This is a genomic window from Shewanella sp. 492 (genome assembly GCF_059338445.1).
The window spans coordinates 2,022,436-2,048,528 of the sequence record NZ_CM181702.1 but is presented as its reverse complement, the minus strand read 5'-3'; the positions used below and the strand labels follow the sequence as shown (position 1 = coordinate 2,048,528).

Annotated in this window: 17 protein-coding genes; 9 read left to right on the top strand and 8 right to left on the bottom strand. The window is 45.0% G+C overall.

Annotated features, from left to right (window positions below):
* The first annotated feature begins 96 nt into the window (after nucleotides 1-96).
* Nucleotides 97-1,854, top strand: coding sequence for an acyl-CoA dehydrogenase C-terminal domain-containing protein (locus AC5YBX_RS09190; protein ID WP_494523552.1), 1,758 nt, complete (start codon nucleotides 97-99; stop codon nucleotides 1,852-1,854).
* Nucleotides 1,855-1,925: 71 nt separating this feature from the next.
* Here AC5YBX_RS09190 and dacB read toward each other — a convergent pair whose 3' ends face one another.
* On the bottom strand, nucleotides 1,926-3,533 hold the full coding sequence (gene dacB, locus AC5YBX_RS09185; protein WP_494523551.1) for a D-alanyl-D-alanine carboxypeptidase/D-alanyl-D-alanine endopeptidase: 1,608 nt from the start codon (nucleotides 3,531-3,533) through the stop codon (nucleotides 1,926-1,928).
* Between the two features lie 93 nt (nucleotides 3,534-3,626).
* Nucleotides 3,627-3,803 carry a hypothetical protein gene (locus tag AC5YBX_RS09180; protein ID WP_494519093.1) on the bottom strand — a complete coding sequence of 59 codons (177 nt, stop codon included), beginning with the start codon at nucleotides 3,801-3,803 and terminating at the stop codon, nucleotides 3,627-3,629.
* A gap of 477 nt (nucleotides 3,804-4,280) precedes the next feature.
* On the opposite strand from AC5YBX_RS09180, the gene pssA reads away from it, so the two are divergent.
* Nucleotides 4,281-5,594, top strand: coding sequence for a CDP-diacylglycerol--serine O-phosphatidyltransferase (pssA, locus tag AC5YBX_RS09175; protein WP_494519094.1), 1,314 nt, complete (start codon nucleotides 4,281-4,283; stop codon nucleotides 5,592-5,594).
* 144 nt (nucleotides 5,595-5,738) lie between these two features.
* Nucleotides 5,739-6,497, top strand: a complete 759-nt coding sequence (locus AC5YBX_RS09170) for a tRNA-uridine aminocarboxypropyltransferase (RefSeq protein ID WP_475516873.1) — start codon at nucleotides 5,739-5,741, stop codon at nucleotides 6,495-6,497.
* A 601-nt stretch (nucleotides 6,498-7,098) separates the two neighbouring features.
* Here the strand turns inward: AC5YBX_RS09170 and AC5YBX_RS09165 are convergent.
* The 4 genes from AC5YBX_RS09165 to AC5YBX_RS09150 form a co-directional block, all read right to left on the bottom strand.
* Nucleotides 7,099-8,301 (bottom strand): serine hydrolase domain-containing protein, encoded by a 1,203-nt coding sequence (locus AC5YBX_RS09165; protein WP_494523550.1) that lies wholly within the window; start codon nucleotides 8,299-8,301, stop codon nucleotides 7,099-7,101.
* A 21-nt stretch (nucleotides 8,302-8,322) separates the two neighbouring features.
* The gene (locus AC5YBX_RS09160; RefSeq protein WP_494523549.1) at nucleotides 8,323-8,940 is read right to left on the bottom strand and encodes a response regulator transcription factor; all 618 of its coding nucleotides are present in this window, start codon (nucleotides 8,938-8,940) and stop codon (nucleotides 8,323-8,325) included.
* Nucleotides 8,933-10,846 (bottom strand): sensor histidine kinase, encoded by a 1,914-nt coding sequence (locus AC5YBX_RS09155; protein ID WP_494523548.1) that lies wholly within the window; start codon nucleotides 10,844-10,846, stop codon nucleotides 8,933-8,935. The genes AC5YBX_RS09160 and AC5YBX_RS09155 overlap by 8 nt, the downstream gene beginning before the upstream one ends.
* 529 nt (nucleotides 10,847-11,375) lie before the next feature.
* Entirely contained in the window at nucleotides 11,376-12,572 is a 1,197-nt protein-coding gene (locus tag AC5YBX_RS09150; RefSeq protein WP_494519098.1) for an FAD:protein FMN transferase, read from the bottom strand.
* Nucleotides 12,573-12,769: 197 nt separating this feature from the next.
* On the opposite strand from AC5YBX_RS09150, the gene AC5YBX_RS09145 reads away from it, so the two are divergent.
* Together AC5YBX_RS09145 and AC5YBX_RS09140 are read left to right on the top strand one after the other, a co-directional pair.
* Nucleotides 12,770-14,122 carry an FMN-binding protein gene (locus tag AC5YBX_RS09145; RefSeq protein WP_494519099.1) on the top strand — a complete coding sequence of 451 codons (1,353 nt, stop codon included), beginning with the start codon at nucleotides 12,770-12,772 and terminating at the stop codon, nucleotides 14,120-14,122.
* 30 nt (nucleotides 14,123-14,152) lie between these two features.
* Nucleotides 14,153-15,193, top strand: a complete 1,041-nt coding sequence (locus tag AC5YBX_RS09140) for a porin (protein ID WP_494519100.1) — start codon at nucleotides 14,153-14,155, stop codon at nucleotides 15,191-15,193.
* A gap of 79 nt (nucleotides 15,194-15,272) precedes the next feature.
* Here the strand turns inward: AC5YBX_RS09140 and AC5YBX_RS09135 are convergent, their stop codons facing one another.
* Complete coding sequence (locus AC5YBX_RS09135; protein ID WP_494519101.1) at nucleotides 15,273-15,716, bottom strand: HNH endonuclease; 444 nt, start codon at nucleotides 15,714-15,716, stop codon at nucleotides 15,273-15,275.
* A 560-nt stretch (nucleotides 15,717-16,276) separates the two neighbouring features.
* Here AC5YBX_RS09135 and AC5YBX_RS09130 point away from each other — a divergent pair.
* Both AC5YBX_RS09130 and AC5YBX_RS09125 read left to right on the top strand, forming a co-directional pair.
* Nucleotides 16,277-18,856 (top strand): M1 family metallopeptidase, encoded by a 2,580-nt coding sequence (locus tag AC5YBX_RS09130; RefSeq protein WP_494519102.1) that lies wholly within the window; start codon nucleotides 16,277-16,279, stop codon nucleotides 18,854-18,856.
* Between the two features lie 225 nt (nucleotides 18,857-19,081).
* Nucleotides 19,082-20,002 carry a manganese-dependent inorganic pyrophosphatase gene (locus AC5YBX_RS09125; protein WP_110457849.1) on the top strand — a complete coding sequence of 307 codons (921 nt, stop codon included), beginning with the start codon at nucleotides 19,082-19,084 and terminating at the stop codon, nucleotides 20,000-20,002.
* A 96-nt stretch (nucleotides 20,003-20,098) separates the two neighbouring features.
* On the opposite strand, the gene AC5YBX_RS09120 is transcribed toward AC5YBX_RS09125, so the two are convergent.
* Entirely contained in the window at nucleotides 20,099-22,501 is a 2,403-nt protein-coding gene (locus tag AC5YBX_RS09120) for a Lon protease family protein (protein WP_494519103.1), read from the bottom strand.
* Nucleotides 22,502-22,798: 297 nt separating this feature from the next.
* Between AC5YBX_RS09120 and AC5YBX_RS09115 the strand changes: the two genes are divergently transcribed.
* Entirely contained in the window at nucleotides 22,799-23,206 is a 408-nt protein-coding gene (locus AC5YBX_RS09115) for a LexA family protein (RefSeq protein ID WP_494519104.1), read from the top strand.
* A gap of 12 nt (nucleotides 23,207-23,218) precedes the next feature.
* Nucleotides 23,219-24,490, top strand: a complete 1,272-nt coding sequence (locus AC5YBX_RS09110) for a Y-family DNA polymerase (protein WP_494524779.1) — start codon at nucleotides 23,219-23,221, stop codon at nucleotides 24,488-24,490.
* Nucleotides 24,491-26,093 lie beyond the last annotated feature (1,603 nt).

Below are 26,093 nucleotides of genomic sequence, written 5' to 3'. Positions count from 1 at the left end.
GAAGCAGCCCACGGTTCCTTAACAAAAGGCTTTATTCTGTTAACGAGTTAGTATAGATTAAAACAACTGTTTTAATTTGATGTTTGAGAGTAAAAGATGAATCCATATTACGCGCCGTTGGCCGACATGAAATTCCTGCTAGAAGGTGTATTTGATGCACCGCAAACCTGGGCTAAGCTTCCTCAACTTGCCGAGTCGGTAGACATGGACACCGCGGTGGCGATTATGGATGAAGCCGATAAAATCGCGCGTGATTTGATCCATCCTATAAACCGCAGCGGCGATGAGCAAGGCGTGCGTCATCAAGGTGATAAGGTGATCACACCCGACGGTTACAAAGCGGTGTATGAGGAGTATGCGCAGGGGGGGTGGGTCGGACTCTGCGGCGAGCCTGATTTCGGTGGTATGGGAATGCCTAAAATGCTCGGGGTTCTTGTCGATGAGATGGCTTACAGTGCCTGTAACGCTTTTACGCTGTACGGCTCATTAACGGCGGGCGCGGCTTTATGCATTAACGCTCATGGCAGTGATGCACTTAAAGCTGCCTATTTACCTCAGCTTTATAGCGGTGAATGGGCTGGAGCCATGGACATGACAGAGCCGCAAGCGGGCTCGGATCTGCGTAACATTCGCACCAAAGCAGTGCCACAAGATGATGGCAGTTATCTTATTAGCGGCAGTAAAATATTCATTACTGGTGGCGATCACGATCTCACCGACAACGTTATCCATCTGGTTTTGGCCAAGTTGCCTGACTCAAACGGTATTTCGCTATTTTTAGTGCCTAAGATTAAGGTGAATGATGACGGTGAGCTGGGTGAGACTAACGGCGTCACTGTTGGGTCGATCGAACACAAAATGGGGCTTAAGGGCTCTGCGACCTGTGTGATGAACTTTGATAATGCTCAAGGTTACCTCATTGGTAAAGCCAATCGCGGGTTAGTCTGCATGTTCACCATGATGAACTATGAGCGCTTAGCCATTGGCATTCAAGGGCTGGGTACATCTCAAGCGGCTTATCAGATGGCTGCTGAGTATGCAAAAGAGCGTACTCAAGGCGTTGCCGCTGGCGGCTCACCAACTGGGGCGATAAGCGATCCTATTTTGGTCCACGGTGATGTTAGGCGCATGTTGCTGAATATCCGTTGTTATACTGAAGCGGGCCGTGCAATGTCAGTCTATACGGGTCAACAATTGGATTTAGCCAAATATGGTGAAGGTGAAGTTAAAGCCAAAGCCGCTCGTTATGTTGGCTTGATGACTCCAGTTGCTAAGGCGTTTTTGTCCGATAGAGGTTTAGATGCCGCGGTGATGGCTCAGCAAGTGTTTGGTGGTCACGGTTATATTCGTGAAACCGGCATTGAGCAGCTAGTGCGCGACACTCGTATCGCCCAGATCTATGAGGGTACTAATGGTATCCAAGCTATCGACTTCTTAGGCCGTAAAACCACAGGCGATAATGTCACTGCATTGACTGAATTTGTCACTGAACATCAAGCAACCTTGACCGCGATGACGCACATTTGTGACGAGCATAAAAATGCGGTGGCTTCACGATTTGAAGCGCTATTAACGGTGGCGCACCAGATCAACGATAATAAATTGACTCAACCTGCATTGATCAATGCCTCGGCGGTCGACTTTCTCGATGCCTTTGGTCATCTAATGTATGGCTATTACTGGTTATTGATGGCCGATAAAGCCGCAGACCATCAAGATCAACAATTTAGCCAAACCAAACAGCAATTGGCTGATTTTTATATGGCTAAACTGTTACCTAAGGTCGATTACCATTTAGCTCAAGTCAGTAGTGGCGATGCGACGGTGATGGCAATGGATGAATCGCTATTCTAAATGCTGACGAATAGCTCTATAAAAGCGACATAAACAACGCGTCTAAGGCCAACTTAGACGCGTTTTTGTTACTAATGCTTACTGAGAGGGCGTTGGTTGGGATTCTTCAATAACGCCGTTAACCATTGCGTGCTAAAGGGCATGGGTTGTGGCTGCTTTTGCTGCGGGCCAATGCCATTTTCAAGGATCACAAATAGCAGATTATCTTCAGCATTTAAGCCTAAATAGCCTGCTAAGTTGTCGACCCCTTGCATTGAACCTGTTTTAGCCCGCACCTTATCTTGCAAGGGGGCTTGGCGGTAACCCGATTTGTATCGCAAAGAGCCGCTACGCCCGGCCAGCGGTAACTGCGCCAGTAAAGACCTAAAGCGCTCATCTTGATAAATAAGCAGTAATACCTGCGTCAGTTGCCTTGCGCTTAACAAGTTATAGCGTGATAGCCCTGAGCCATCGATAATTTGCCCATAGTCAAGGTCAATGCCTTCATCAGTTAAAACCTGTTTCATTGCTTTAGCGCCAGAGAGAAATGTGCCTGGCTGTTGATACACATCCGCGCCTAGCGCTTTGAATAGGCTATCGGCAATTAAGTTATCAGAGGTCAGTAACATGGTGCTCAGCAATTCGGGCAAGGCCGCAGAGTGATGCTGCGCCAGCAACTTGGTCTGCTTGTTGACTTGGTTGCTGAGCTGCACGTTACCGCTCAGGCGTACATTACTTTTGCCAAAAAGTTGAGTCACGACTTGCTGGGCGTAAAGGGCAGGTTCATTAATGGCGATGGCCAGCTTCAATGCTTGGTTACCCGCAAAGCAACCGCTTAAGTGAAAGTGATTGTTGGGTAAGCGTTGTAATGCCAAATCGCACAATGCCCGTTGATTATTTTTATCAAACTGGGCACTGGTCGTTAAGGTGACCGGAAGATCCTTTGGAAAATTCAACTGGCTGTGATTGCTGCCAAGTTGCGGCGTGAGTTCACCGAAAATGCAATTTCTATCAATGACAAATTGCGACACAGGCGCGGCGTAACAGATGCCTAGATCGTCCCACACCCAACCAGGAGCGCGAAGCTGCTCTTCGGCCTGACCCACCAAATAGACGTTCCCCTTAATGGTATGTACGCCTTGCTCAAAGAGCTGTTGTATTAAATAGCTTAAATCATTGCGGGTGAGGCTGGGATCGCCGCTAAAGCGTATATAGAGATCGCCATTAAGCTCTCCTTTATGGTTCACTGATTGACCATAAAGGGCGGTGGTAAAGCGAAAGGCATTGCCCAGTTGAGCCGTTGCTGCAACGGCGGTCAGCAGCTTTTGGGTGCTAGCGGGCTGCATTAAAGTATCAATATTGTGCTGATATAACGCCTGGCCTGAATGTAAGTCGACCACGCCGATGGCTAATTGGGAGTGACGTGGGGCTAACTGACGAGTCATGCTTTCAAACGTTGCCGGCTGCCATTGCTGCAATGTTACGGCGTTTGCTTGCGACTTAGATTGTGATTGAGCCTGTACTTGAAATGGTGTCTGTAATGGGAGGGGGGATGTCCGTGTGGCTGTTGTCGCTGTGCTTGCGTACTCAGTGCTGTAGCCCGTTTGTGAGACGCTGGTAAGCGCACCTACTAGAGTTAGGCTGAGCCATAATGGGTGGCGAGAAGGGAAACATTGAGTGGCGAACAGTTTAAAAGGCATGGCAATGATAACGTTGAGGCTAAAGGCCCATTATGGACAGCTCGATGCCAGCAAGCAACTTTCCTCTTTTCTAGTGAGTTTTAACTTGCGTGTTTAATCTTTATCTTCAGGCGCATCTTTTTCCATCAAGCGGTATAGGCGCAAGGTGACAAAGAGCACCAGTGCAATAAATAACGGTAATATCAGTAAACCCAACTGGGTTTTAAAATGAAAAATCCCCCAAGCGGCCAACAACGTTAAGGCTAGAGTGATAAGTAATTTGATGTTCATAGTGATCTCATTTTAACGCCAACGTTTTATTGTAGCCTTGCAGTAATATAAAAGCCGTGACGACTGCATAAATTTGACGCCGATGCACAATAATTGGGCGTCACTTAACTGTTTGGTTAAATTAAAACCATTATTTAGCTCGTCAACTCCCAATCTTGTAGAAAAACCTTGCCCCATCTAGTGTAAATCGGTAATTTCTATCCCCTTGAGAGAAGGATAGGCTCGCCATGGGGCATTATTGTGTCGATGGAGCTTCACGCATTACCACTCGGGTGGTTTGCGGATTATAAATAGCTACGCAGCTAGGCAATTTGAAGTGCTCATGTGAGACCAAGATCCTGACATACATCACGGGGCATAAGGGCACATAATCACGCTGGATTGCGTTGATTAGTTATTGAAGCCTTTAAGTCATGTATCAGGGTATTTATACCCTTGCTATTGCCGTGATGGTCACTATTTTTGAAGGAGGATACCTTGCTGGATCAGCTAGGTGGTATTGCGTTACAACCCGATGCAATTCGTTGGTTGCTAACCCCTTCGGCGCTTAAAGCCGAATTATTAACACAGATTTCTCAGGCTAAGTTTGCCATCACGATCGCCGCATTGTATCTCGAGGATGACGAAGCGGGTCGTGAAATTCTCACGGCGCTTATGGATGCCAAAGCCAACAACCCCCAATTAGATGTCACTGTCTTGGTGGATTTTCATCGTGCGCGCCGCGGACTCATTGGTCACAAAGGCGATAGTGGCAATTATTTAATGTATCGCAAGGTGATGGGACAGGCAGAATATCCGATCACCATTCTAGGGGTGCCGGTGAAATCTCGTGAGTTTATGGGGGTATTACACCTCAAGGGCTTCATTATCGACGATACCGTTATCTATAGCGGCGCCAGTTTAAATAATATTTATCTACATCAAGGCGATAAATACCGCTTCGATCGTTATCACGTGATTGATTCGCCAGAGCTCGCTCGATCAATGCGCCAAATGGTGCAAGATTACATTGTTAGCGATAAAGCGGTGACGTCATTAACTCAGCCGCAAGAGAGCGAGCTGTTACCCGATAAGGCCGATGTACGCACACTTAAATCGCGTTTAAGCGCGGCAAAATATGAGTTTACTGCCACCAAACGCGGTAATCGAGTGACGCCGTTAGTGGGACTAGGTCGTAAGCGTAATAAACTCAATCGGCTGATTGTTGATTTGGTTGCTGAATCTAAGCGCTCACTGTTTATCTGCACTCCCTATTTTAATCCGCCCTATATATTGTCTCGCGCCTTATCTAAGCACCTTAAGCAGGGAAAACGCATCGATATTGTGGTGGGTGACAAAACGGCTAACGACTTTTTTATTCCGCCAGAAGAGCAGTTCTCCACCATTGGCGCACTGCCTTACTTGTATGAACAGGCGCTGCGCAAATTTGCTAAGCGCCAGCAGTGGGCTATCGACTCAGGTCAGCTGAACATTCATTTATGGAAACATGGGCGTAATAGTTATCACCTTAAGGGAATAAGCTCGGATGAACAGTATCATCTGATCACCGGGTCTAATCTTAATCCGCGTGCTTGGGCGCTGGACTTAGAAAATGGCTTGCTTATCCACGATAAAGAGGGGTGCTGGCAATCACACTTTGCTGATGAACAGGCGCATATTCTTGAGCATACCCAGCGTTTGTATCACTACAGTCAAATTGAAACCTTAAAAGATTACCCAGCGCCGGTGCGCAAAATTATGAATCGCATTCGGCGCATTAAGGCTGACTTTTTACTGCGCCGCATACTCTAGTGGTGATAAACCCATCAAAAAGGCGAGCAGATGCTCGCTTTTTTATTGTCCTCTATAATAGAGGAACCTTTGGCGTATCGTCGACACAACGATAGATGTGGCGCCACCATTGCATTGAAATTTTTTAAAGGCAAAAAATAGATTATGGGTTTTACACCTCACGCTATCCACCAGCGGTACCAATATCGTAAAGCGATCTCAACCAGACCCTATAATGCTCGCGGTAAAAACCTGCTACGCTGCGAGGCCTGCTTATTGGCGCAGCAGTTTTGTACCTGTGAATTTCGTCGACAGCTTGACTCCAATGTCAGTTTTTTATTGATCATGTACGACGATGAAGTGTTAAAGCCCAGTAATTCGGGACGCTTAATTGCCGATCTTATTCCCGATACCCATGCTTATATTTGGTCGCGTAACTACGCTAATCGCAAACTATTGAACCTGCTTAACTCGCCGCACTATCAACCTTATGTGGTGTTTCCCAGTGAATACGCTAAACCGGGTCAAGCGGTTGTCGAGTCGGTGACCCAAACAGGCCAAGTCGAAGCGTCTCCTTCAGGAAAGCGGCCCTTATTGGTGTTACTCGATGGTAGTTGGCGAGAAGCGATTAAAATGTTCAGTAAAAGCCCTTATTTACATCAACTGCCGCTATTATCTTTTACCCCAGAGACCGCTGCGCGTTATGGCTTACGTAAGGGCAGTCGCGATTTCCAGTTAGGTACCGCCGAAGTGGCCGCGTTAGCGCTAGCAAGCGCAGGTGAAGTCGCCAACGCTAATAGCCTTAATGCCTGGTTCTCACTGTTTATTGAGTCATCATTGTTTAGTCGTAGCCGTAAAAGCACCCTAGATCTCTCACCGTTACAGGACTTACAAACAGCTTTTAAACTCAGCCTTAACCGATAATCTAAAAGAGCTAGCCGCTGTTGTTGTGATACCTAGCAACGGCACGGCGCTCTTTATCAACTCGATGGTAAAACGCTTTGACGTATTTATAGGGTAATTACGGGTATTTATTGTCTATCGTTCATGGCTTGGTGATGCTAAATGATGAATAGTTATGCCTCATTCTGAATATCGGTTAAAAATATCTCGGGGTTATATTTTTAAAAGTGCATAAAGCGGTATTTTTATTCAAATGAGTATTCTATGCGAATTTTAACCAGCTCGACATGTTATTAGCGTTAGGCTGGCATAAAAAATAGCGTTAACACAGATTAAGAGTGATCTTGTTACATTCGCGTCACGTAACGACTACCACTGCTCCGTGCCCCATCATCGTTATCGAGCATCTACTGAAGCATTTCGTATTGTGCGTTTATCGTTTGATAGGGACTGTTTTGGCTGGTTGGTATTAACCCATTTGGTTTAACGCAGTCGTTTTGGATCAAACGTATTTTTGACTATAGAGTTTATCCCTGCAGACACATTAAAGTTGAGTTTGTCCATCACCTTAGGAAGGCGCTCCTCCAAGTGACTTCCTTTTTTTATCTCTTTATCATGCCTGTTATTGTGTACCGCTATGGTTATGTAGGCTAAATACTTGATGCCAAAATTGCGCGCTAAGCTCGCTCACTACTCTCGATTCGCCATTAAGTAAAATGGCCATCCCCAGCTTAAGCTCTGGCGAATAGGCAATTTCTGCCACATAACCCGCTACCCAACCTGCATGATATATCAGCGTTTGACCTTCAAATTGATAGACTCGCCACCCTTTACCATAATGGGCATCATCAAGGTAAGGTCGCCAATCTCGTCGCCTAAGTTCTTTGGTGGTGCGTACACCTGGTGTGGTTACATCTTCAAGCACTCGTTGGGGAACCACATCGGGCCGATAACCCATATTGGCAATAAGCCATTTACTGATATCTGTGATGCTGGCATTAACCCCTGCGGCGGGGGCTAACTGATAATAATTAGGTTTAACCTTGACGCGCTTAAAACCGCTTCGGGTTTTAATATGTGGCTCGGCGCGATTGCTGGCATGATTAAACGCCGCAAAGCCGACTGAGGCCGTGTCCATTGCTAAAGGGACAAATAGTCGTTGGTTAATCAGCTCATCATAACTTTGGCCACTTTCTTGTTCGATAGCCTGCTGAATAAATGAGAAAGCAATATTTTGGTAGCTATAACACACCCCAGGAGCACAGATAGGGTTAAGCTTAACAAATTGGCTGACCACTTTATCCAGTTTGACGTTGGCATTGATTAGGTTGTCGTAGCTATTGGGCATGAGGCCGCTGCTTTGGCCGACAATATGACCTAGGGTGATCTGTTGGCTTTGCTTAGGATCGGCTAAGCGAAACTCGGGTAAGTAAGCCACGATCGGTTGCTGCCAACTCAGATTGTGCTCATGTACTAGCAGGCTGGCGAGAGTCCCAGCAAAGGTTTTCGATATCGAGGCGAGGCGAAATACCGTATTAGCATCGACCTTATCCTTGCCCCCTTTACGACGCTTACCAAAGGTAGCAAGCGTGGCAATGCTATCTCCTTGTACCACCACCATGGCACCGCCAGGAACTTTATGCTTTTTAAGTGCTTGGTGAAATTGATCATTAAAATCTTGCGCCACGGTTTGGTACGGTGACGGTTGAGCTAAGTTGGCAGGGCTGTCGACTGATAGTCTTGCCGGTGATGCCTGTGCACAGCTAAATGCAGACATGATCATGAGTGCGATGCTGTGGGTAACAAAAACCTTTTTTACATTCATGCAGTTTTCCTACTTAGGTCACTAATGTGGCACTTTGATGTCGGCATCACTTTTCGCCATCAGATACGCCAATTCAGCAATATTATTAACCTGCATTTTTTGCATCACTTTTTGTCGATGTAATTCTATGGTGCGCTGGGCGATATCAAGCTCATTGGCGATCACCTTATTAAGTTTACCTTCTAACACTTTATGCATTACTTGCCGCTCGCGCGGCGTTAAGCTAGCGATGCGCTCACTCACACTCGCTTGTTGGGTTCGCTGGGCATAGCTATTGGCGGTCTCGTGCTCGGCTAGCTTGATTAAGCTGTTAAGTTTGTCGCCATCGACTGGCTTTTCGAGAAAGTCGAGCGCCCCTTTTTGAATGGATTGCACCGCCATATTAATGGTGCCGTGGCCTGTGAGCATGATGACGGCAATTGGGCTATGGGTCGCTTTTATCCTGTCTAATAACTCGATACCATCGATACTAGGCATCTGAATATCTAAGATGGCAATGCCGGGTTGCTGCAGATTGACCTGAGCGAGAAATGCCTCTCCTGAGAGAAAACTGTGGGTTTGATGGCCCAGTCCGTCGAGCATCCAGCTCAAAGAGTCCAATACATCTTGGTCGTCGTCGACTAAATACAATTTACACATCTGTCTGCGCCTTCAGTGGAAGTGTCACGAGGATGGTTACACCACGTGGGTAAGGAGTTGCCCAGGGAGCATCACTGGTATTGAGTTCGTGATTGTTCATAGCGCGAATTTTCCCCCCGTGCTCTTCGATAATGCGTTTACACACCACCATACCCAACCCGAGCCCATGCACCTTTGATGTTTCAAAAGGGAAGAATAGTCGCTGCAGTGCCGCTTCGCTTAACCCTATACCATTATCGGTAATGGCGATGTGAGCGTCTTGCTCGGTTTGGCAGGTTAACAATGACAACTTAGGTTGCTCTATGGTTTCCATGGCATCGAGCGCATTACGCAGCAGATTAACGATCACCTGCTGCATCAAACTCACGTCAATCGATACGGTGAGTGGCATTAAGTTTAAGTGGGGGTGCAGCTTTATTCGATTAAAGTCAGGTTGCATTAAATTGAGGGTATCTTCGATAAGCTCTTGTAAGTCACAATCTTGTAGTACACTTGGCTGGTGGCAAAATTGGCGAAAACGCTTGATGGTGTTTTGCGCTCGATCCACTTGTTGAATCGCTTTGGTGAGGGCCGATTTTAACTCATCATGACCGTCTCCAAGACGATAGATACACCCTTGGGTCAGATAGCGGATCCCAGCCAGCGGTTGATTGAGTTCATGGGCGATACCAGAAGCCATTTCACCGGTTAATAATACTCGCTGCGCTCTATAAAATTGCTTTTGTTGTTCAAATAGCGTCTTTTGGGTGTTTTTGTGCTGCGCCATTTCATCGCTTAAGGCTTGAGTGCGCTTTACCACTAACCGTTTCACTCGCAGGTGGTGTAAGTATCCCAAAAGTAACACTAAGCCAGTGAGCATGGCCCAAGGCGTCATATCGGCGACCAGTCGCTGCCAGTTGGTCACAAAAGGCCAGCGATCCAGATGTTCGAGTAAGGCAAACACGTGATTATCCTGTACCGGTGCCGACCAATATTGGTAGCGCCCGGTTATCGCTTCAGCATCGTCAGCATCGATCGTCAATAGTTCACGTACTATTTGCGTTGCAACACGGTGATCAGTGTGTCCCAGCTTAGAAAAAGCATATGAGGGGTAAAGCTTGCTTGAAACCTGACATTGGAAGTCGCTGTGCACCTGCGGTAATAAAACGTGTAGTTTATCGGCCGGAATCGCTGCCCTGTTAATGGCATTTTCTAATACGCAACTGGGTAAAATGGCCACATCGGCGCGATCTTCAAGTATGTAGTTGAGTAGTTTATCTTGGGGAAAGCCAACAAAGTTAAGTTGCTTGAGATCGCTAAGCGGTGCAATACCTTGTTCAACCATCTCACCGGCAATAATTTGAAAGCCACCAAAGGCGTTAGGATCGGTTGAGATGATACCTAGTGGCTTAAGATCATTAAGGCTATTGATATTCAGATCTTTTTTAGCGATCAAGGCCGAGCCAATGGCGTGTTCTGGTGTTGCTCTAATGTGGGGGACTAAAGTCAATAAGTGACTTACTCCGTAATCTTTTTTAAACGCCACAGTAATGAGGGCGTTACCAATAATGAAGTCGAGCTCATTGTTGGCCACTCTGGCAACCAGTTGATCGGGCGTGAGCGGCACTAGTGTCAATGGGATCCCGGTGGCTTGACTCACCCGCGCCAAGGTGGGCGCCCAACGTTGATAAACCACCTCGGGTGCAGAAAATGCCAGCGCTCCCACAGTGAAGGGGCGCTCGTGGCTCTGCTCACTTACCATAGCTGTTTGTGCATCTTGACCAGAGGCAATAGCGACATCATCTTCGCCATGAGCAATCCCTATCCCCATACCCAAAGTAATGGTTATGGTCAGTAGTAAGGTAAACATCCTGAAGATAGCGTTGGTTGATAGCGATAACGCTGTATTTTGCGCGGGCAAACTCATTTAAGGGGCCAATAGCAACATATCATAGTCAGTATTATGACTTACTTTGGCTTATTTTCTTAATTGCTTAATTACAGGAGGTGATCTGGCTCACAAGGGGGCGGGGAGATAGAGGTACAAATCGTTCAAGGATAAAGGCGACTTGACTGTCAATTATCATTAGTTCGGCGCTAAGCTCAGGTGAAACGCTCTGTCTCAGAGGTAAACGTGATAAATGATAAAATCAGATTTGATATGGCAAGATAAATAAATTGGTTGTGCTCAAAAGGTGGTCAGCGTTAGCCACCATAAAAAATCACTCGTTATCAATATGGCTATTTATTTATCATTTTAGATTTCACTTAGAGAGGTGATTTAAATTTTAGGTAGATTAAATATAAATAGTAGGCTTTCATTTTAAAAATTAATAAAAAGTTTATGGATGATACTTATGAAATTAAAAAGCCAGCTTAAATTAATTAAACTGGCTTTATGATTACCATCTCATTATTCGCGTGAGTAGCATTACAAGCTTGGGGCGATTTGGGATTCAGTTCGCATTTTGCGAGGCAACCCTAAATTGATTAAAACGTTTCGACTCAACTTTTTCGCCTTGTTCATTTAAATACCAAATGGCCTCGACATAATCATGTTGATTAACAAAGTCCAACGCTTTATCTAGCGGCATTAAAAATAACATGGTTGAGATAACATCAGCATAAATCTGCTGCTCATTTAAGACTACGGTAGTCGCTATGCCATTAGGCTTAGGATAAAGGGTGGTTGGGTCAATTAAGTGATGATATTGCTGACCCTTCACCTCAAAGTAACGTAAGTAATTGCCACTACTGACGATAGTCAAGTCTTGACCTGTCACCACTTCATGGAATTGCCCCTCAAAGGTGGCGCATTTAGGCAATTGATACTCACTTTTTTTACATAGGGGATCTTCAATCGCAGTGACAAACTGGCGTCCCTCTGGATGCAGGCCAAAGTGACGAATATTACCGCCTGCATTGATCATAAATTGCTGCGCACCATCGGCTTTTAATTGGTCGTACACTTTTTCGGCCATCCAACCTTTGGCAATACCGCCTAAATCGATACTCATGCCCTCTTGTAAGCGAATGGTATTGGCTTGCCTATCAAGTTGGATCGCTTCTATGTGAGTCAATTTAGCTGCAGCAGTTAATTCTGCAGGTGTCGGAATACTGCACTGGCTGGGATCATTATTAGCCTTAATGCAAGCAAAGCGGTGATTGCGCCACAGATCGATAACGGGTGACAGCGCAATATTAAAATAGCCATTGCTCTGCTGATACCAGTCAATACCTGATGCGATAAGCTCGGTCAGCTGCGGATCGATACTATGGGTTTTACTGGGAGACTCGTTAATGGTTTTGATATTGGTTACATGAGGGTAGGTACTGTAATTGGATGCCAGATAGTGATACTCCTGGATCACGGCTAATGCGTTACACAGCGCTGTTTTTGCTTGCACATTATCCATATTGTACAGATTGATAGTGACCGAGGTGCCAAAATACTTAACCGTGTTGAGTGTCGCGACCTTGTCATCAAAACTGATTAAACCGTTGGCTTCACATTGATAAAATTGCGTTAGTGTCGCGGGCGAATATTTATCGCTAGGTAACACTTTTGCCGCGTTAACATCATTTGCTAACGCAGCAGCACTGCTACATAAAATAACCGCTGAAGCGAGTAATGTGGGGAATGAATATTTCATAATGCATCTTTATTGATTAATTGCCTGCTATAAGAAGTAGCACTAAATTAGTGGTGCTACCTATTATATTCTCGAGAAATGTTACCTTGTTCAAAGTTATTAACGTTAAGTTGCAAACCTGCGGTTTTCCGCAATTGTCGAAATATCTGGTGGGTTTATGCTGATAGCCAATGATTAAATAAAAGGGCAATCAAAAGATGACCACTCAAAAACGTTTTAAACAAAGCCTTATTTTCACCGCTATCACACTTGCTAGTTTAACTACTGTAGGTTGTGCCACCCAAGTAGCACCTGGCAAATACGTTGATGGCGTACATCAAGTACAAGCTAAGGGTAAAAAAAGCCAAATCGTACTCGAAGTCAAAGTGGAGCAGGGCAATATCGTCGATATTAAAACCCAGTCTCATAATGAAACCGAATCATTATTTCTTAATGCCGAACGTTTATTGGCAAAAGTCCTTAAAAACAATGGTCATGAAGGTATCGATGCGGTATCTGGCGCCACTTATTCATCAAACGGTATCTTAAAAGCGGTTAACAAACTACCACGTGCTAACGGTATTCAACCTGAATATGTGGCTGTTGGTTCAAAAGAAGCCTCAGGTGACGATGACTTTAAATTGAAATGGTCAATTCAACCACAACTAGGGTTAATCTCTGGTGACTATTACTATGAGGAAGCTCGTTTCCGTCAGGGCCATAAAGGCAGCATGACTGTCGTCACTAACAGCGCCAACAAAGATGACGTTATTTTAGCCGAGTTTAACGAGAGCGGCCGCCCTAACTACTACACCCGTTTATACCAAGATGTACCTAAGCGTATGTCTGAATACAACTTCACTATGGGTAAGAAAAAAGGCACGGCGTGGGTGCAATCAGCACTGACCATGGAAAAGTTGATGATGGAGAAAGACCAACTCATCTTCGAACCTAACCCAAATCACGATCCTAAATTGGCTAACAAGCTAAAAGAGCCAAACCGTTTACGCTACCTAGGTATCGATATTGTTGCGGGTGCATCAAACAGTATTCAGCAATCGATGATCCCATTAACAGCCAAAATTTATGATCAAATCCAAACTGAAGGTACCCATTACAAGTTCTATCAACACGCCGAAAAAGTGCTAGACAGCAAAGGTAAATGGACCGGGATCACTGGCATGTTACGTGTCGTAGTTGATACCGACACCAAGCAGATCGCTAAGGCGCAGTTTGATGAGATCTTCGCTGATGAAAAAGCGCAGATAACAGATGCCTCAATGAAAAAATATTATCGTCAATCAAAGTATGACTCGATCAATTATGTTGAGCCTGCACGCATCGGCTTTAACGTGATGTTTGATGCACTTAACGAACATCTTAAGGCTGGTGGATCACTATTTGACATCAATGATTTACCTGCAACAGGTGACAGCGGTAGCTACGCGGCAACCGGTTTCACTAAGCGTTCAAGTTCATGGGATCTGTACCTAAAGCATGCCGATATTCTGTATAAGCAGATGCGCGCCGATGGTGTGATTGTGGAACACAAACGTCCTGCGACTAAATAACCCTTTATACAAAGATAAGAGATGATGATTATGAAAACATTTACGCTTTCTTTATTAGCCACCAGTCTACTTATGTCACCACAGCTGTTTGCTGATGATACGGTTAATTTTTATGGTCGTTTAGACTATTCAGTGACTAACTCAGATTCGGGTAGCGCAACTCACGACGGTAAAAGTGGCACTATTTTAGAAAACAACTTCAGCCGTCTTGGGGTTAAAGGCGAAACCGCGCTTAATCCAGACTGGTCAATTTTTTATAAGGTTGAAGTGGGCGTTAACGGCGCATCACAAAGCAAGTCAAACAATCCGTTCTCTGCGCGTCCGACATTTATCGGTATTAAGCACGACAGTTTAGGCGCACTTGCGGTAGGTCGTATCGACTCTGTATTTAAGATGGGCAAAGGCTTTGCCGATGCATTTGATAATTACAGCCTAAAGCACGATCGTCTTATGCCTGGTGATAAACGCCATGGCGACTCATTCGAGTATAAGAGTCCAAAATGGAACAAGTTACAACTAGGCGCGAGCTATTTGATGGAAGACAATTACTTTGCCGAATCCGATGTTCGCAAAGACAACCCTAACTATCAAGTGGCTGTTACCTATGGTGATAAGTTCTTTAAGAGCGGTGATGTCTACCTTAACGTGGGTTACTCTGATGGTATCGAAGATATTAAAGCGACTCGTTTTGTTGGTCACATTAAATTCGATAACATAAAGCTTGGTACTATAGTGCAGCAAACTGAGTTGATGAATCCAAGCAAACCGCATTATGAAGATCGTGATGGCTTAGGCTTTATCGTCAGCGCCACGTATCAAATTGACCAACTGCTGCTAAAAGCGCAATACGGTAATGATGATTCGGGTACGGGCAAGATTGCACATCGTGTCTATGATGCGCTAGGTGATGCGGCACTAGTGGTGCCAGAAGTGAGTCAGTGGGCAGTCGGCGCTGAGTACCGTTTAGCCAAATCGACCCGTATTCATACCGAAATTGGTCAGTTTGATGTTAAACAATACTCAGACTTTGACGACACCATTGTAAGTTTAGGTCTGCGTTACGACTTCTAACGGATAGCTTATTTTCTGTTATCTCCCTGCAGAGCAGCACATGGATGTGCGCCCCCTTATTATCTAACATCAATATCACTTACCGCCAATCTTGCTCCATCGATGCCATCTTGCCTAAGTTACATGCTTCGCACAAAATCTGTAGATTGTTGATATCCAGCGCCAGTTCCGGATAACGCGATCGGGGTTTGATATGGTCAACATGCAGTACCGCGCCCGTTTGCACCGATGCGCCACAAGAGACGCAGCGGCGGCCATAGCGTTCTAAGACCTCTAACCTCAGCTTTAGCCAGGCTTTGCTTTTATAAAAATCGACGCTGTCGCTTAATGGCGATGCTTCAAAAGGAGCGTCAAAACTTAAGTGCCCCTGGGTGTCACTGAAAAATGAAGCGTTGATATCGCGCTCATCTTGATGTTTAACCAACCACTTACCAATGCCGCGCATCGCGCTTTGCTCCGTTTTGTAGTGTTTAGTACGAATACTATTGGCAATCCTGAACGTGACGCTAAAATATCGCTCCATTTATGGCTCCTACTTGTAATTTTTTGGCTCCTAACGTCCACTTAACGTACTGCTTAATGGACCCAGCATAAATCAGTTTTAACTATTTTTCATTAACTTACCTTTGGGTGCTGGCTTAAATTTAAGGCTATTATGTGTAGCTATGAAATGGCAGTCGACTCAGTAAAATATGGATAAGGAGCCTCGTTAGGCTGGCATTATCAGCCTAACGACATTAGCCGATATGATTGTCGTATGCCTAGTCGCACACTGAGTAAAGAGTGGTTCAGCGGCGTACATCCACAGCATGTGACATTACCCTTTTAGTAAGTAGATGTGTCGTCTGCTAGCTATGCTAAGCGCTCATTTGTTAACATTCGCTACAAATTTGCCACAGCCTATATTGCCTCGCGGTTTAAAGCAGCATAGCCAGCAGCAGAGATTAATTAACAATCATTAATATAAATGGTCAGTCGTAATTACGTAACATATTGATATTTAATCGTATAATATAAATATCAGCCTGTGCAGTGAACGACGATACCACCTAATCATCACTCTATTTCTAAAAAGGGGATTTCATGTACCGTATCGTTAACGGCGGACTCGTGACCGTAGCGTTGCTCAGTTGCACTAGCTTAAGTGCCAATGAATTTGTATTAAGTAAAGTCGCTAAACCTATCTCTCAAGCGGTGCAGTTGTCACTGGATCCGGCCCGCGATGATTTTTCAGGTTCGACCCAAATCTCCCTTAACGTGCTCAACGCCACCAAGGTGCTCGACATCAATGGGCTGGCCTACACTGCCAGTAATGTGACCTTGAGTGGCGATAAGCCCTGTGAAATGTCGGCCACCATGCTCGACACCGGCATAGTGAAACTCAGCTGCCCGCATACTATTACCCCTGGTGAATACACCTTGTCGCTCGATTTTACCGCCCCCTATAATCGGCAATCGGTCGGCTTATATAAGACTATCGATGGCGACTTACCTTATCTGTTTACCCAATTTGAGATGAGTGATGCACGCCGTGCATTTCCGCTATTCGATGAGCCTGAGTATAAAATCCCATTTCAGCTCACCATTAGCGCTCCTAGTCGCGAAAAGGTGTATAGCAATACACCCGAGGTCGACACGCAGCAGCAAGATGGCATGACCATACATACCTTTGCGCCAACGCAGACCATCTCCTCTTATCTGGTGGCGTTTGCGGTGGGGCAATTTGAAGAGATAGAAGTGAAGGGCATGAGTGTCCCTGGCCGGGTGATCACCACTAAAGGTAAAATTGCCTCAGCCAAATATGCCGCCGAGCAGATGCCTATTGTATTAGGAGCATTGGAGGACTACTTTGGTGTTGATTATCCTTTTGCAAAGCTGGACTCTGTCGCCGTACCTGAGTTTCCTTTTGGCGCCATGGAAAATGCCGGGTTAGTGACTTACCGTGAAGATATTTTATTGCTCGATGATGCCAGCGCCACCCAAAGTGCCCGTCAACGTACGGTCTCTATCGTAGGCCATGAGCTAGCCCATCAATGGTATGGCAACTTAGTGACCATGGCGTGGTGGAATGATTTATGGTTAAACGAAGCCTTTGCCAGCTGGATGGCCGCCAAAATTACCCATCAGACTCACCCAGAGTTTGAGTCCAACTTACGTTTGCCCAAAAACCGCGTCATGAGCCTAGATGCGCGTTTATCGACCAAGCCGATCCGCAAGCCGATTAATAATGAGGCCGATATTATGGATGGCCTAGGTTTAGCCTATAGCAAAGGGGAAGCTGTGCTTGCCATGGTTGAAAACTGGATAGGGGAAAGTGCCTTTAAGGCGGGTATTCGTCAATATATTCAAGATCATGCTTATAAAAATACCACCGCCGATGATCTGTGGAACGCGCTGGCTAAGGCCTCTGGTAAAGATGTGCCCCAAGTGCTGCGCACTTTTATCGAGCAATCATCTTACCCGCTAGTGAAAGTCAGTCTTAATGGTGATCAATTAACCTTATCTCAGCAGCGCTTTGTGAGCGCAGGGACGCAAGCTCCAGCGCAAACCTGGACAGTGCCAGTGTCGCTTAAATTTGGCGATGCGAAACAGAGTCAGCAACAAACCTTACTGCTTGATAAGCCAAGTCAAACCTTTACATTGCCCTTTGCCCCCACTTGGGTTTTCCCCGATGCCGATGGCATGGGCTATTACCGTTGGTTACTGCCAGAACCACAACTGAGTGCATTATTAGCCACAGCCAAAACGACACTCAATCCACGTGAGCGACTCGCGTTGCTGTCGGGCGCCGATGCACTGCTTGATGCAGGCTTTATTGATGGCGGCGCACTGCTCAATATTATCGGTGAATTTGTCGATGATCAGCATCCACAGGTGGTCGCCAGTGCATTAGGGCTGTTGCAGGCACAAAAACAGACCTTTATAGATGCCAGTAATCGTGAGTTATGGGCCAAGTTTGTGACCGCCAGAGCTCAGTTAGCGGTCAAGCGTTACGGTTTATCGACCGTCGATGGCGAAGATCCGCAGATCAGTAAACTGCGCCCAACACTGATCGCGCTGCTAGGGTTTGAGGGACAAGATCCCAATGTCATTGCAACAGCAACCAAACAGACACAGGCGTATTTAGCGCAAAGCGATGCGGCTGATCCCTACTTGATTGGTACTTATCTGCAGATAGCCGCGTTTAATGGCGACGACACCTTGCTTGAGCAGATGCAGCGTCAGTTTGAAACCACTAAAGATGCTCAACAACGCACCCATCTGTTGTATGCCTTAGGTTATGCGCCTGCGGGTAAGTTGCAGCAACAGATATTAGCTTACAGTCTGAGCGAGGCGATAACCGCGCCGGATCTGAGTTATCTTTATGCGGGGCAGCTGTATCGTGATGATCGCAAACAAGCTTTTCGTGATTGGGCTTATGCGCATTATGATGCGATTGCCAGTAAATTACCGCCGTTTGCACTACCTCGTTTACCAGGCTACCTTGCCAGCGGTTGTGAGCTGGCGCCACTTGAGCGGGCTGAGGTGTTTTTCACCCCAAAAGTTGAACACGTCGCCGGTTATGGCCGCAGTTTAGCTAAACTCAATGAGCAGGTTACTAACTGTGTGATGTTAAAACAGCGCGAGCAGGCCAGTGTGGTGAGTTTTCTTCAGCAGCAATAGCCTCTCAGTTGATTAAACATCATAATAAAGCCCGCATTGGCGGGCTTTTATGTGTTAGGTGACGTTTAAATAAGCGTTTATCGGCTAAGCTAGGCTCAGCGGCTGAGTACACTATTTGAATGACCAATAATGTTAATGCCAATTCCACTATTTTATCGCGTTAAGCTACTGTAAATTGATGTCGACTTTGATAAAATGCCGAAAAATTTTCATCGAGAGTTAATTATGCCAATGTACGTTGTGGGACATAAGATCCCGGATTCAGATTCTATTTGCGGCGCAATTGCGCTGGCTTACCTTAAAAATCAGATAGGCGAAGCGGCCATTGCAGCTCGTCTTGGTGAACTTTCACCAGAAACAGCCTTTATTTTAGAGCGTTTTGGTTTTGACGCGCCAGAGTTTAAAGAAAGTTATGCTGGCGAAGAAGTGTATATTGTTGACCACTCTGAATTAACCCAAGCGCCTGACGATATTGACCAAGCCACTATTGTGGGTATTGTCGACCATCACAAGCTGGGTGACTTAACCACATCGACTCCGCTTGAGTGCTGGATCCGCCCAGTGGGTTGCAGCAACACAGTGATCAAGATGATGTACGATTTCTATGGTGTTGAAATTCCTAAAGATATCGCTGGCATCATGCTATGTGCCATTTTAAGTGACACTGTGATCTTTAAATCTCCGACGTGCACCACTGCCGACATAAAATGTGTTGAAGCGCTAGCTGAAATTGCCGGTGTTGAAGATTACAAAGCCTTAGGCATGGAGATGTTTAAGGTGAAGTCTGCGGTCGAAGGCACGCCAGTACGCGATCTGGTGATGCGCGACTTTAAAGACTTCAACATGAATGGCAAACTCATCGGTATTGGTCAGCTTGAAGTGATCGATTTGTCAGTATTTGACGACATCAAAGCCGATCTTGAAGCCGATATCGCCGCCTTAAAAGCGGAAGGTAACCGTCACAGTGTGCTGTTGTTGCTCACCGATATCATGAAAGAAGGGTCTGAAATGTTGGTGGTGTCTGATGACAGCGAACTCACCACCCGCGCCTATGGCAAAGCGACCGAAAATGGCCGCGTTTGGCTTGATGGTGTGTTGAGCCGTAAAAAGCAGGTAGTTCCGCCATTACAAGATGCGCTAGCATAAAGCCACTCCCTTATATTGATAGCTTGTATTGATAATCAGTTGTAAAAAAGCCGGCAGTTGCCGGCTTTTTTTGTGGCGCGTGTTAAGGCCTATGGCTTAGTCGGCTTTTTTGGCTTGTTGCTTCGCATGCTGTCGTAATTTTTGCAGGCGTTTATCCGCTATACCTAACACTGTCTGCGGCGGATAATCTTCAAACTCAAAGTCCCGCTCGCCGCAAGCTATGCCTGTGAGTAATTCAATGGCTTCTGAAACATGATTAATCGCCCAAATGGAGAAACGGCCTTGCTTAACCGCAGCGACGATGTCATCGCGTAACATTAAATTTTGTACGTTGGCCTGTGGAATAATCACCCCTTGGCTATCGCTGCGTCCTTTTATGGTACAAACATCAAAGAAGCCTTCGATTTTTTCATTAACGCCACCGATAGGCTGAGCATGGCCAAATTGATTCATCGAGCCTGTTATCGCAATATCTTGTCTTAATGGCAGGGCCGAAAACGCCGATAAAATAGCACATAACTCGGCCATCGATGCGCTGTCGCCATCGACGCCACCGTAATTTTGCTCGAAGGTGAGGTGAGTCGACAGGGGGATTTTATCGGTTTGGCCAAACAAGGTTGCCAAGTATGCGGTTAAGATCATCACCCCTTTTGAGTGAATACTGCCACCAAGATCCACCTTGCGTTCAATATCAAATACCGCACCTTCACCATAAGCTGTGGTGGCCGTTATACGATTAGGCACCCCAAATTGATGATCCGAGGTGGCAATAACCGATAACGCATTTATCTGACCGACAACCTTATTAGCCGTGTCGATTAGAGTGGTGCCATCGACAAAACTTTGCATCACATTATCTTTTAAACGGCACACTCTAAGCTCATGATTATAAAGAGCTTGCTCTACATGGCTCACCCTTATCATATTAGCGTTGCTGGATTTTGCCACGTAATTAGCTTCACGTAATAGGTTAGCAATGTCGGCTGAATGTAGGGATAATTTATACTTTGAGTCGGCCTGACGCGCACTAAACTCAATAACCCGTTTTATAGCCCCTCGATCGCAATGCAGCATCTTATTACCACTGACAATACTGGAGATAAATTGGGCGTAAAGCGCCTCAGATTGTGCGGTGCGAGGCATTTCGTCTTCAAAATCGGCGGTCACTCTAAATAGCTCTTTAAACTCAGGATCGTAATGTTGTAATAACTGGTAGGTTTGATAATCGCCAAAGAGGATAATTTTGACATTAAGCGGCACTGGCTCGGGATCCAGCGAAATGGTCCCCGACAAGGTTACCTCTCGTTCGAGCGAGCTTAAGCTTAACTGGCGTGACCGCAGTGCGCGCTTTAATCCATCCCACACATAGGGCTGCTCTAATACCTTGATGGCATCGATCATCAACACCCCGCCATTGGCGCGATGTAGACTGCCTGGGCGGATCAAAGAGAAATCAGAAAAAATAGTGCCTTTAAAGGTCGCATTTTCGATGTAACCAAAAATATTATGATAATTAGGGCTCTCTTCCACCACGATAGGCATGGTTTTATCGGCTTGATTAACCAATACATTCACTTGATATCGGCGGGGCATTTTTTTCTGCATCGACGCATAAGCAAGCGCAACCTGTTCTTCATTTTGCTCTAAGAAAATATCCAGATTATCGATAATATCCTTATGCATATCATGCAGGTGGGTTTTAATCACGGGATAGTCAGCATAGCTTAGCTTTAACGGGTCCATTAAATGCACTAAGACATCTTGGGCCACTTGTTCGTCATGCTTTTGTTGTTGATCGCTATAACGCTCTTCCCAAGCAGTAAATTTACGCACCACTTCACGCAGTTTTGATTCTATTTCACTGATGTTATTTTCAAGCGTCTGTTGCTGTTTATGACTTAATGCCGCAAATGTGGCTTCAGAGTGGGGCTCATCACCATTCATGGCGAGTAATTCATAGCCGCCCTGAGCGGTAATACTTAGGCTGATGTGTTTAGCCGCGGCCTCTTTAGTGATCTTATTTAATGCCGCTTCTTGTTTACTGGCAAGCTGTGCTTTTAATTTGTCTGCCCGGGTATAGTAAATCTCGTTATCGAATGCCAAGGGTAGGGCTTTGACAAGCCGTTTCATCAACTCTTCAATATCTTTTTTAAATTGGGCGCCTTTACCCTGAGGCAGTTGCAGCACCTTGGGTGTGCGAGCGTCAGCAAAATTAACCACATAACACCAGTCATAAAGCGGATGATGCAAACCAGGATCATAGCGGTCTAAATAGCGCATTACCATCGTCCGCTTACCCAAACCATTACGGCCGATGGCGTAAATATTGTAGCCTTTGTCCTGCATCGACATGGCAAACTCAACGGCACTTTGGGCCCGCTCTTGGCCAACGATTTTATCTAACGGGTTAAGGCTTTTAGTCGATTTTACTTTGGCATCTAAACTGCTTAGCAGGGATGGTAGGTAAAGTTTGGCACTGGTAAGAGGGGAGATTGGCATACGCTAACTATCTCATATGAAAATATTAACTTCAGTGTAAACAGCGGTCACACAAATGACAGCAGTCATTTACTCAATTAAGGCCATATTATTAACAAATTGGTTTGTTTGATTATTTTTCATACTAAAAATAGTGTCATCTTCACGCCACACACAACTCATGCATAACTTATTAGCCTGCTGAATGACATTACTCGTTGTCAAAGCTAACCCCGCTGATAAATAAACTTGCGCCTTTGTACCTGGCTGCTAAAATACACTGTATTTATATACAGTGTATTTTGTTGGGTCTTATCTATGCGTGTTATTCCTTTTCCAGCCAGTGCTGGTATTACTGGATTCGAAAGCCCTGCGGCTGAGTATTGCCAATTAGGCTTAAGTTTAGATGAACTACTGGTAGTACATCCCAACGCGACTTTCATCGGGTTGGCACAGGGGGATTCAATGCAAGGCGTCGGCATTTTTGATGGTGATGTGATTATTGTTGACCGCCATGAATGCGCCCGCAGTGGCGATGTCATAGTGGCCAACTTTAATGGTGAGTTTGTCTGTAAAATCATCGACACCCAGCGACGTTTATTACTGTCATCTAACCAACACTATCAACCTCTTAGCATTCACGACCACGATATTTTTAATATCGAAGGCGTTGTCACTCGATCGATTCGCTGTCACCGTCAAAGCCCACTACTGGTGGATCATTAAGGTGGTGTTTTTATGTTTGCCTTAATCGATGCCAACGCATTTTATTGCAGTGCCGAGCAAGTTTTTCGTCCCGATTGGCGCGGTAAACCTATCGTCGTATTAAGTAATAACGATGGGTGTATTGTTGCCGCAAATCGACAGGCACAAGAAGCCGGCATTCAAAAATTTGTGCCTTATTTTAAAGTGAAATCCTTGTGTGATCAGCGTGGGGTCATTGCCTGCTCGTCCAACTATGAGTTGTATGCTGATTTATCCAATAAAATGATGAATATCATTGGCCGTTTTGCTCCTGAGCAGCATGTGTATTCGATTGATGAATCATTTCTCTCCTTTAAAAAGAGTTATCCGGCAATTCCATGCCTACGAACCCAAGGCCAACTCATCCGCCGTACCGTTTGGAAAGAAACCCGTTTACCGGTTTGTGTTGGTATGGGCGAAACCATGACATTGGCGAAAATCGCTAATCATGCCGCAAAGAAAATTGAAGGCTATCAAGGAGTTTGTGTTATCGATAGCGAGCAGGAACGGGTGGCCATTTTAACGCAATTGGCAGTGAGTGATGTATGGGGAATTGGACGGCGGCTAAGTAAACGGCTGCAATTAATGAAAATAACCACCGCATACGAACTTGCCACTATGCCACCAGGTGCCGCCCGTAAACAATTTGGTATCGAGGTTGAGCGCACCGTGCGAGAACTCAACGGCCAGGTATGTAAAGTGTGGGATGAAGCGCGAGCTGATAAGCAGCAGATCTTCTCCACCAGAAGTATGGGGCAACGCATTTGCGATAAGCCATCGTTATTACAAGCCTTAAGTAAACATGTTGCCATTGCTGCAGCAAAAGCGCGTAAGCAAGGCTTATGTTGTCAAACCATGCTGCTATTTGCCAATAACTCTCCCTACGACGACCAACCCACAGGATTTAAAACCACTGGCTTTAAAACCTTAGTCGAGTTGCCTTGTGCCACCAATTGCAGCGTTGAGCTAACCAAAGCCATGACCCAAGCGGCACATAAGTTATTTAGGGAAGGGGTGCGGTATTACAAAATTGGCATAGGGTTGCTTGATTTAACCAGTGACAAATACTGTCAGCTCGATTTATTTACTGTCTCAAAAGCCAATTTACCCCTCATGCAAACCTTAGATGGTATTAATCAACGTTATGGAACCGATGCAGTATTTCTTGCCGCTCAAGGTATTCAACCCAAATGGATAATGCGCCGTGACTTACTCACACCACAATACACCACCAAATGGCACTCAGTACCGCAGATAAAATGTTGATATATTCTAGCAATATGACTACGGACATCCGTAGTGTCGAAATATATATCCAACCATTGAGTATCCAGTCGATAGTTTAAATTTCCCCGTCAATAACTTTGGCAGCCTTGAGTTTAAATGTTTTGGACTAATTATCAGAAAATTGTCACAGCAGACGAACCATCTAGACATCGTTAAGGCATGACAAGCAATGCCGACGAGCGCAGGAGAAATGACGCGCCAATGCCGATAAGTATCATTAGTGGCACTTCTATATCCTCACACACATAGCTGCGCACAATGTATATTATGTTAAATCAGGTGTGCGGATGTGGAAAGCTTCACTCAATTTCAGACTCCTCTCATTCCAATTAAGGTGATTAATTACCAATGCCTTGAATCATGGGTCGATAGCTAGCGCTTTTATGTACATCAACATCGTCCAGACATAATTATCGTAGCGTCCTATAACGTCCTAGAATGAAACTGCTTTTTATCGCTTTAGACTGTCAAGCAACGTAACATTGAGTATTGAGCGTTTAGATAGACCCATTTAGATAGAGCAATGCTACTGATAATCGTCTGGTACCATGAATCATTAACTGAATCACTGCTCGGTAGTTATCCGCTGAGGTCACATTTGTTGAATACCGCAGACTAGTTATGAACGTATGCAATGCCTAAAGCACCTCTAATCAATTTCGTTTAACAGCATTTGTTGCCCTCAACACTGTAGTGAACGTTAATCGGTTGGCACTCAACTGAGTGCCAGGACACATTTTCAACGCGTCGCTACGTGAAATCTAGCCTAGGTAGACCCGCATTGATTTGTTTTATGCGCGTAGCGCCGCCTGAATTTTAAGCTATTAAACCTTTTTATACCGATATAGCTAGTCAATGACGTTAACACTCACAGTGTTGAGCGATTAATGAGAGTTATCGTTTGACTATGACACGCAAATAAGCTGAGTTTAGAAAGCATTAAAATAAGCCATAAATAAGCTTACCTTACGATTTAAAGTGTGACCGTTGAATCAATTACAAGGTTTCACTGATGTAGTGATAACCACTATTTCATACTTTTCAGGTTGATGCCTTACAAGCTAACATTAAAGATGATCGGTAATGTATTTTATTAATGATGACACTAATGTTAATAATTAAAGCCTACAAAATAGGTTGAGAAAGTCACGGAATAACGGAATAATAGTTGTGAACACAACCCCTTTTCACATTGACCTTTAATGCCGATAAGTATCATTATCGGCATTAAAATATTGGTTAAATATGGTGTAAACTTTTCTTATAATAAGCATCAAGTTCAGATGCATAGCAGATTCAAGTAAATGAATTAAAGGTGATGAACAGTACAGAAAATGTTTACCGCTATGAGTTTAAGCAGATTTGTTTTATTAAATTTTATTGAATCAACATTTTTAGCCGTAATGAGAAGGTTTACGTATAAACAATATGTAACTCTACAAGAATATTTGCGTGGATGTCATTTAAGTGGGTAATACCCTGCCCGCTCAAATAGTTATTCATTACTCTGTGTGGAACAATAAGATCCTCAAACTGAATCGAAAAAGTAAGGTCATGTTTATTTTATAAGTTTGAATAACCT

Excerpts from the sequence above, each read along its gene's own strand:
- AC5YBX_RS09190 (WP_494523552.1), top strand. The coding sequence starts at position 97 with ATGAATCCATATTACGCGCCGTTGGCCGACATGAAATTCCTGCTAGAA.
- dacB (WP_494523551.1), bottom strand. The coding sequence starts at position 3,533 with ATGCCTTTTAAACTGTTCGCCACTCAATGTTTCCCTTCTCGCCACCCA.
- AC5YBX_RS09180 (WP_494519093.1), bottom strand. The coding sequence starts at position 3,803 with ATGAACATCAAATTACTTATCACTCTAGCCTTAACGTTGTTGGCCGCT.
- AC5YBX_RS09170 (WP_475516873.1), top strand. The coding sequence starts at position 5,739 with ATGGGTTTTACACCTCACGCTATCCACCAGCGGTACCAATATCGTAAA.
- AC5YBX_RS09165 (WP_494523550.1), bottom strand. The coding sequence starts at position 8,301 with ATGAATGTAAAAAAGGTTTTTGTTACCCACAGCATCGCACTCATGATC.
- AC5YBX_RS09160 (WP_494523549.1), bottom strand. The coding sequence starts at position 8,940 with ATGTGTAAATTGTATTTAGTCGACGACGACCAAGATGTATTGGACTCT.
- AC5YBX_RS09155 (WP_494523548.1), bottom strand. The coding sequence starts at position 10,846 with ATGAGTTTGCCCGCGCAAAATACAGCGTTATCGCTATCAACCAACGCT.
- AC5YBX_RS09150 (WP_494519098.1), bottom strand. The coding sequence starts at position 12,572 with ATGAAATATTCATTCCCCACATTACTCGCTTCAGCGGTTATTTTATGT.
- AC5YBX_RS09145 (WP_494519099.1), top strand. The coding sequence starts at position 12,770 with ATGACCACTCAAAAACGTTTTAAACAAAGCCTTATTTTCACCGCTATC.
- AC5YBX_RS09140 (WP_494519100.1), top strand. The coding sequence starts at position 14,153 with ATGAAAACATTTACGCTTTCTTTATTAGCCACCAGTCTACTTATGTCA.
- AC5YBX_RS09135 (WP_494519101.1), bottom strand. The coding sequence starts at position 15,716 with ATGGAGCGATATTTTAGCGTCACGTTCAGGATTGCCAATAGTATTCGT.
- AC5YBX_RS09130 (WP_494519102.1), top strand. The coding sequence starts at position 16,277 with ATGTACCGTATCGTTAACGGCGGACTCGTGACCGTAGCGTTGCTCAGT.
- AC5YBX_RS09125 (WP_110457849.1), top strand. The coding sequence starts at position 19,082 with ATGCCAATGTACGTTGTGGGACATAAGATCCCGGATTCAGATTCTATT.
- AC5YBX_RS09120 (WP_494519103.1), bottom strand. The coding sequence starts at position 22,501 with ATGCCAATCTCCCCTCTTACCAGTGCCAAACTTTACCTACCATCCCTG.
- AC5YBX_RS09115 (WP_494519104.1), top strand. The coding sequence starts at position 22,799 with ATGCGTGTTATTCCTTTTCCAGCCAGTGCTGGTATTACTGGATTCGAA.
- AC5YBX_RS09110 (WP_494524779.1), top strand. The coding sequence starts at position 23,219 with ATGTTTGCCTTAATCGATGCCAACGCATTTTATTGCAGTGCCGAGCAA.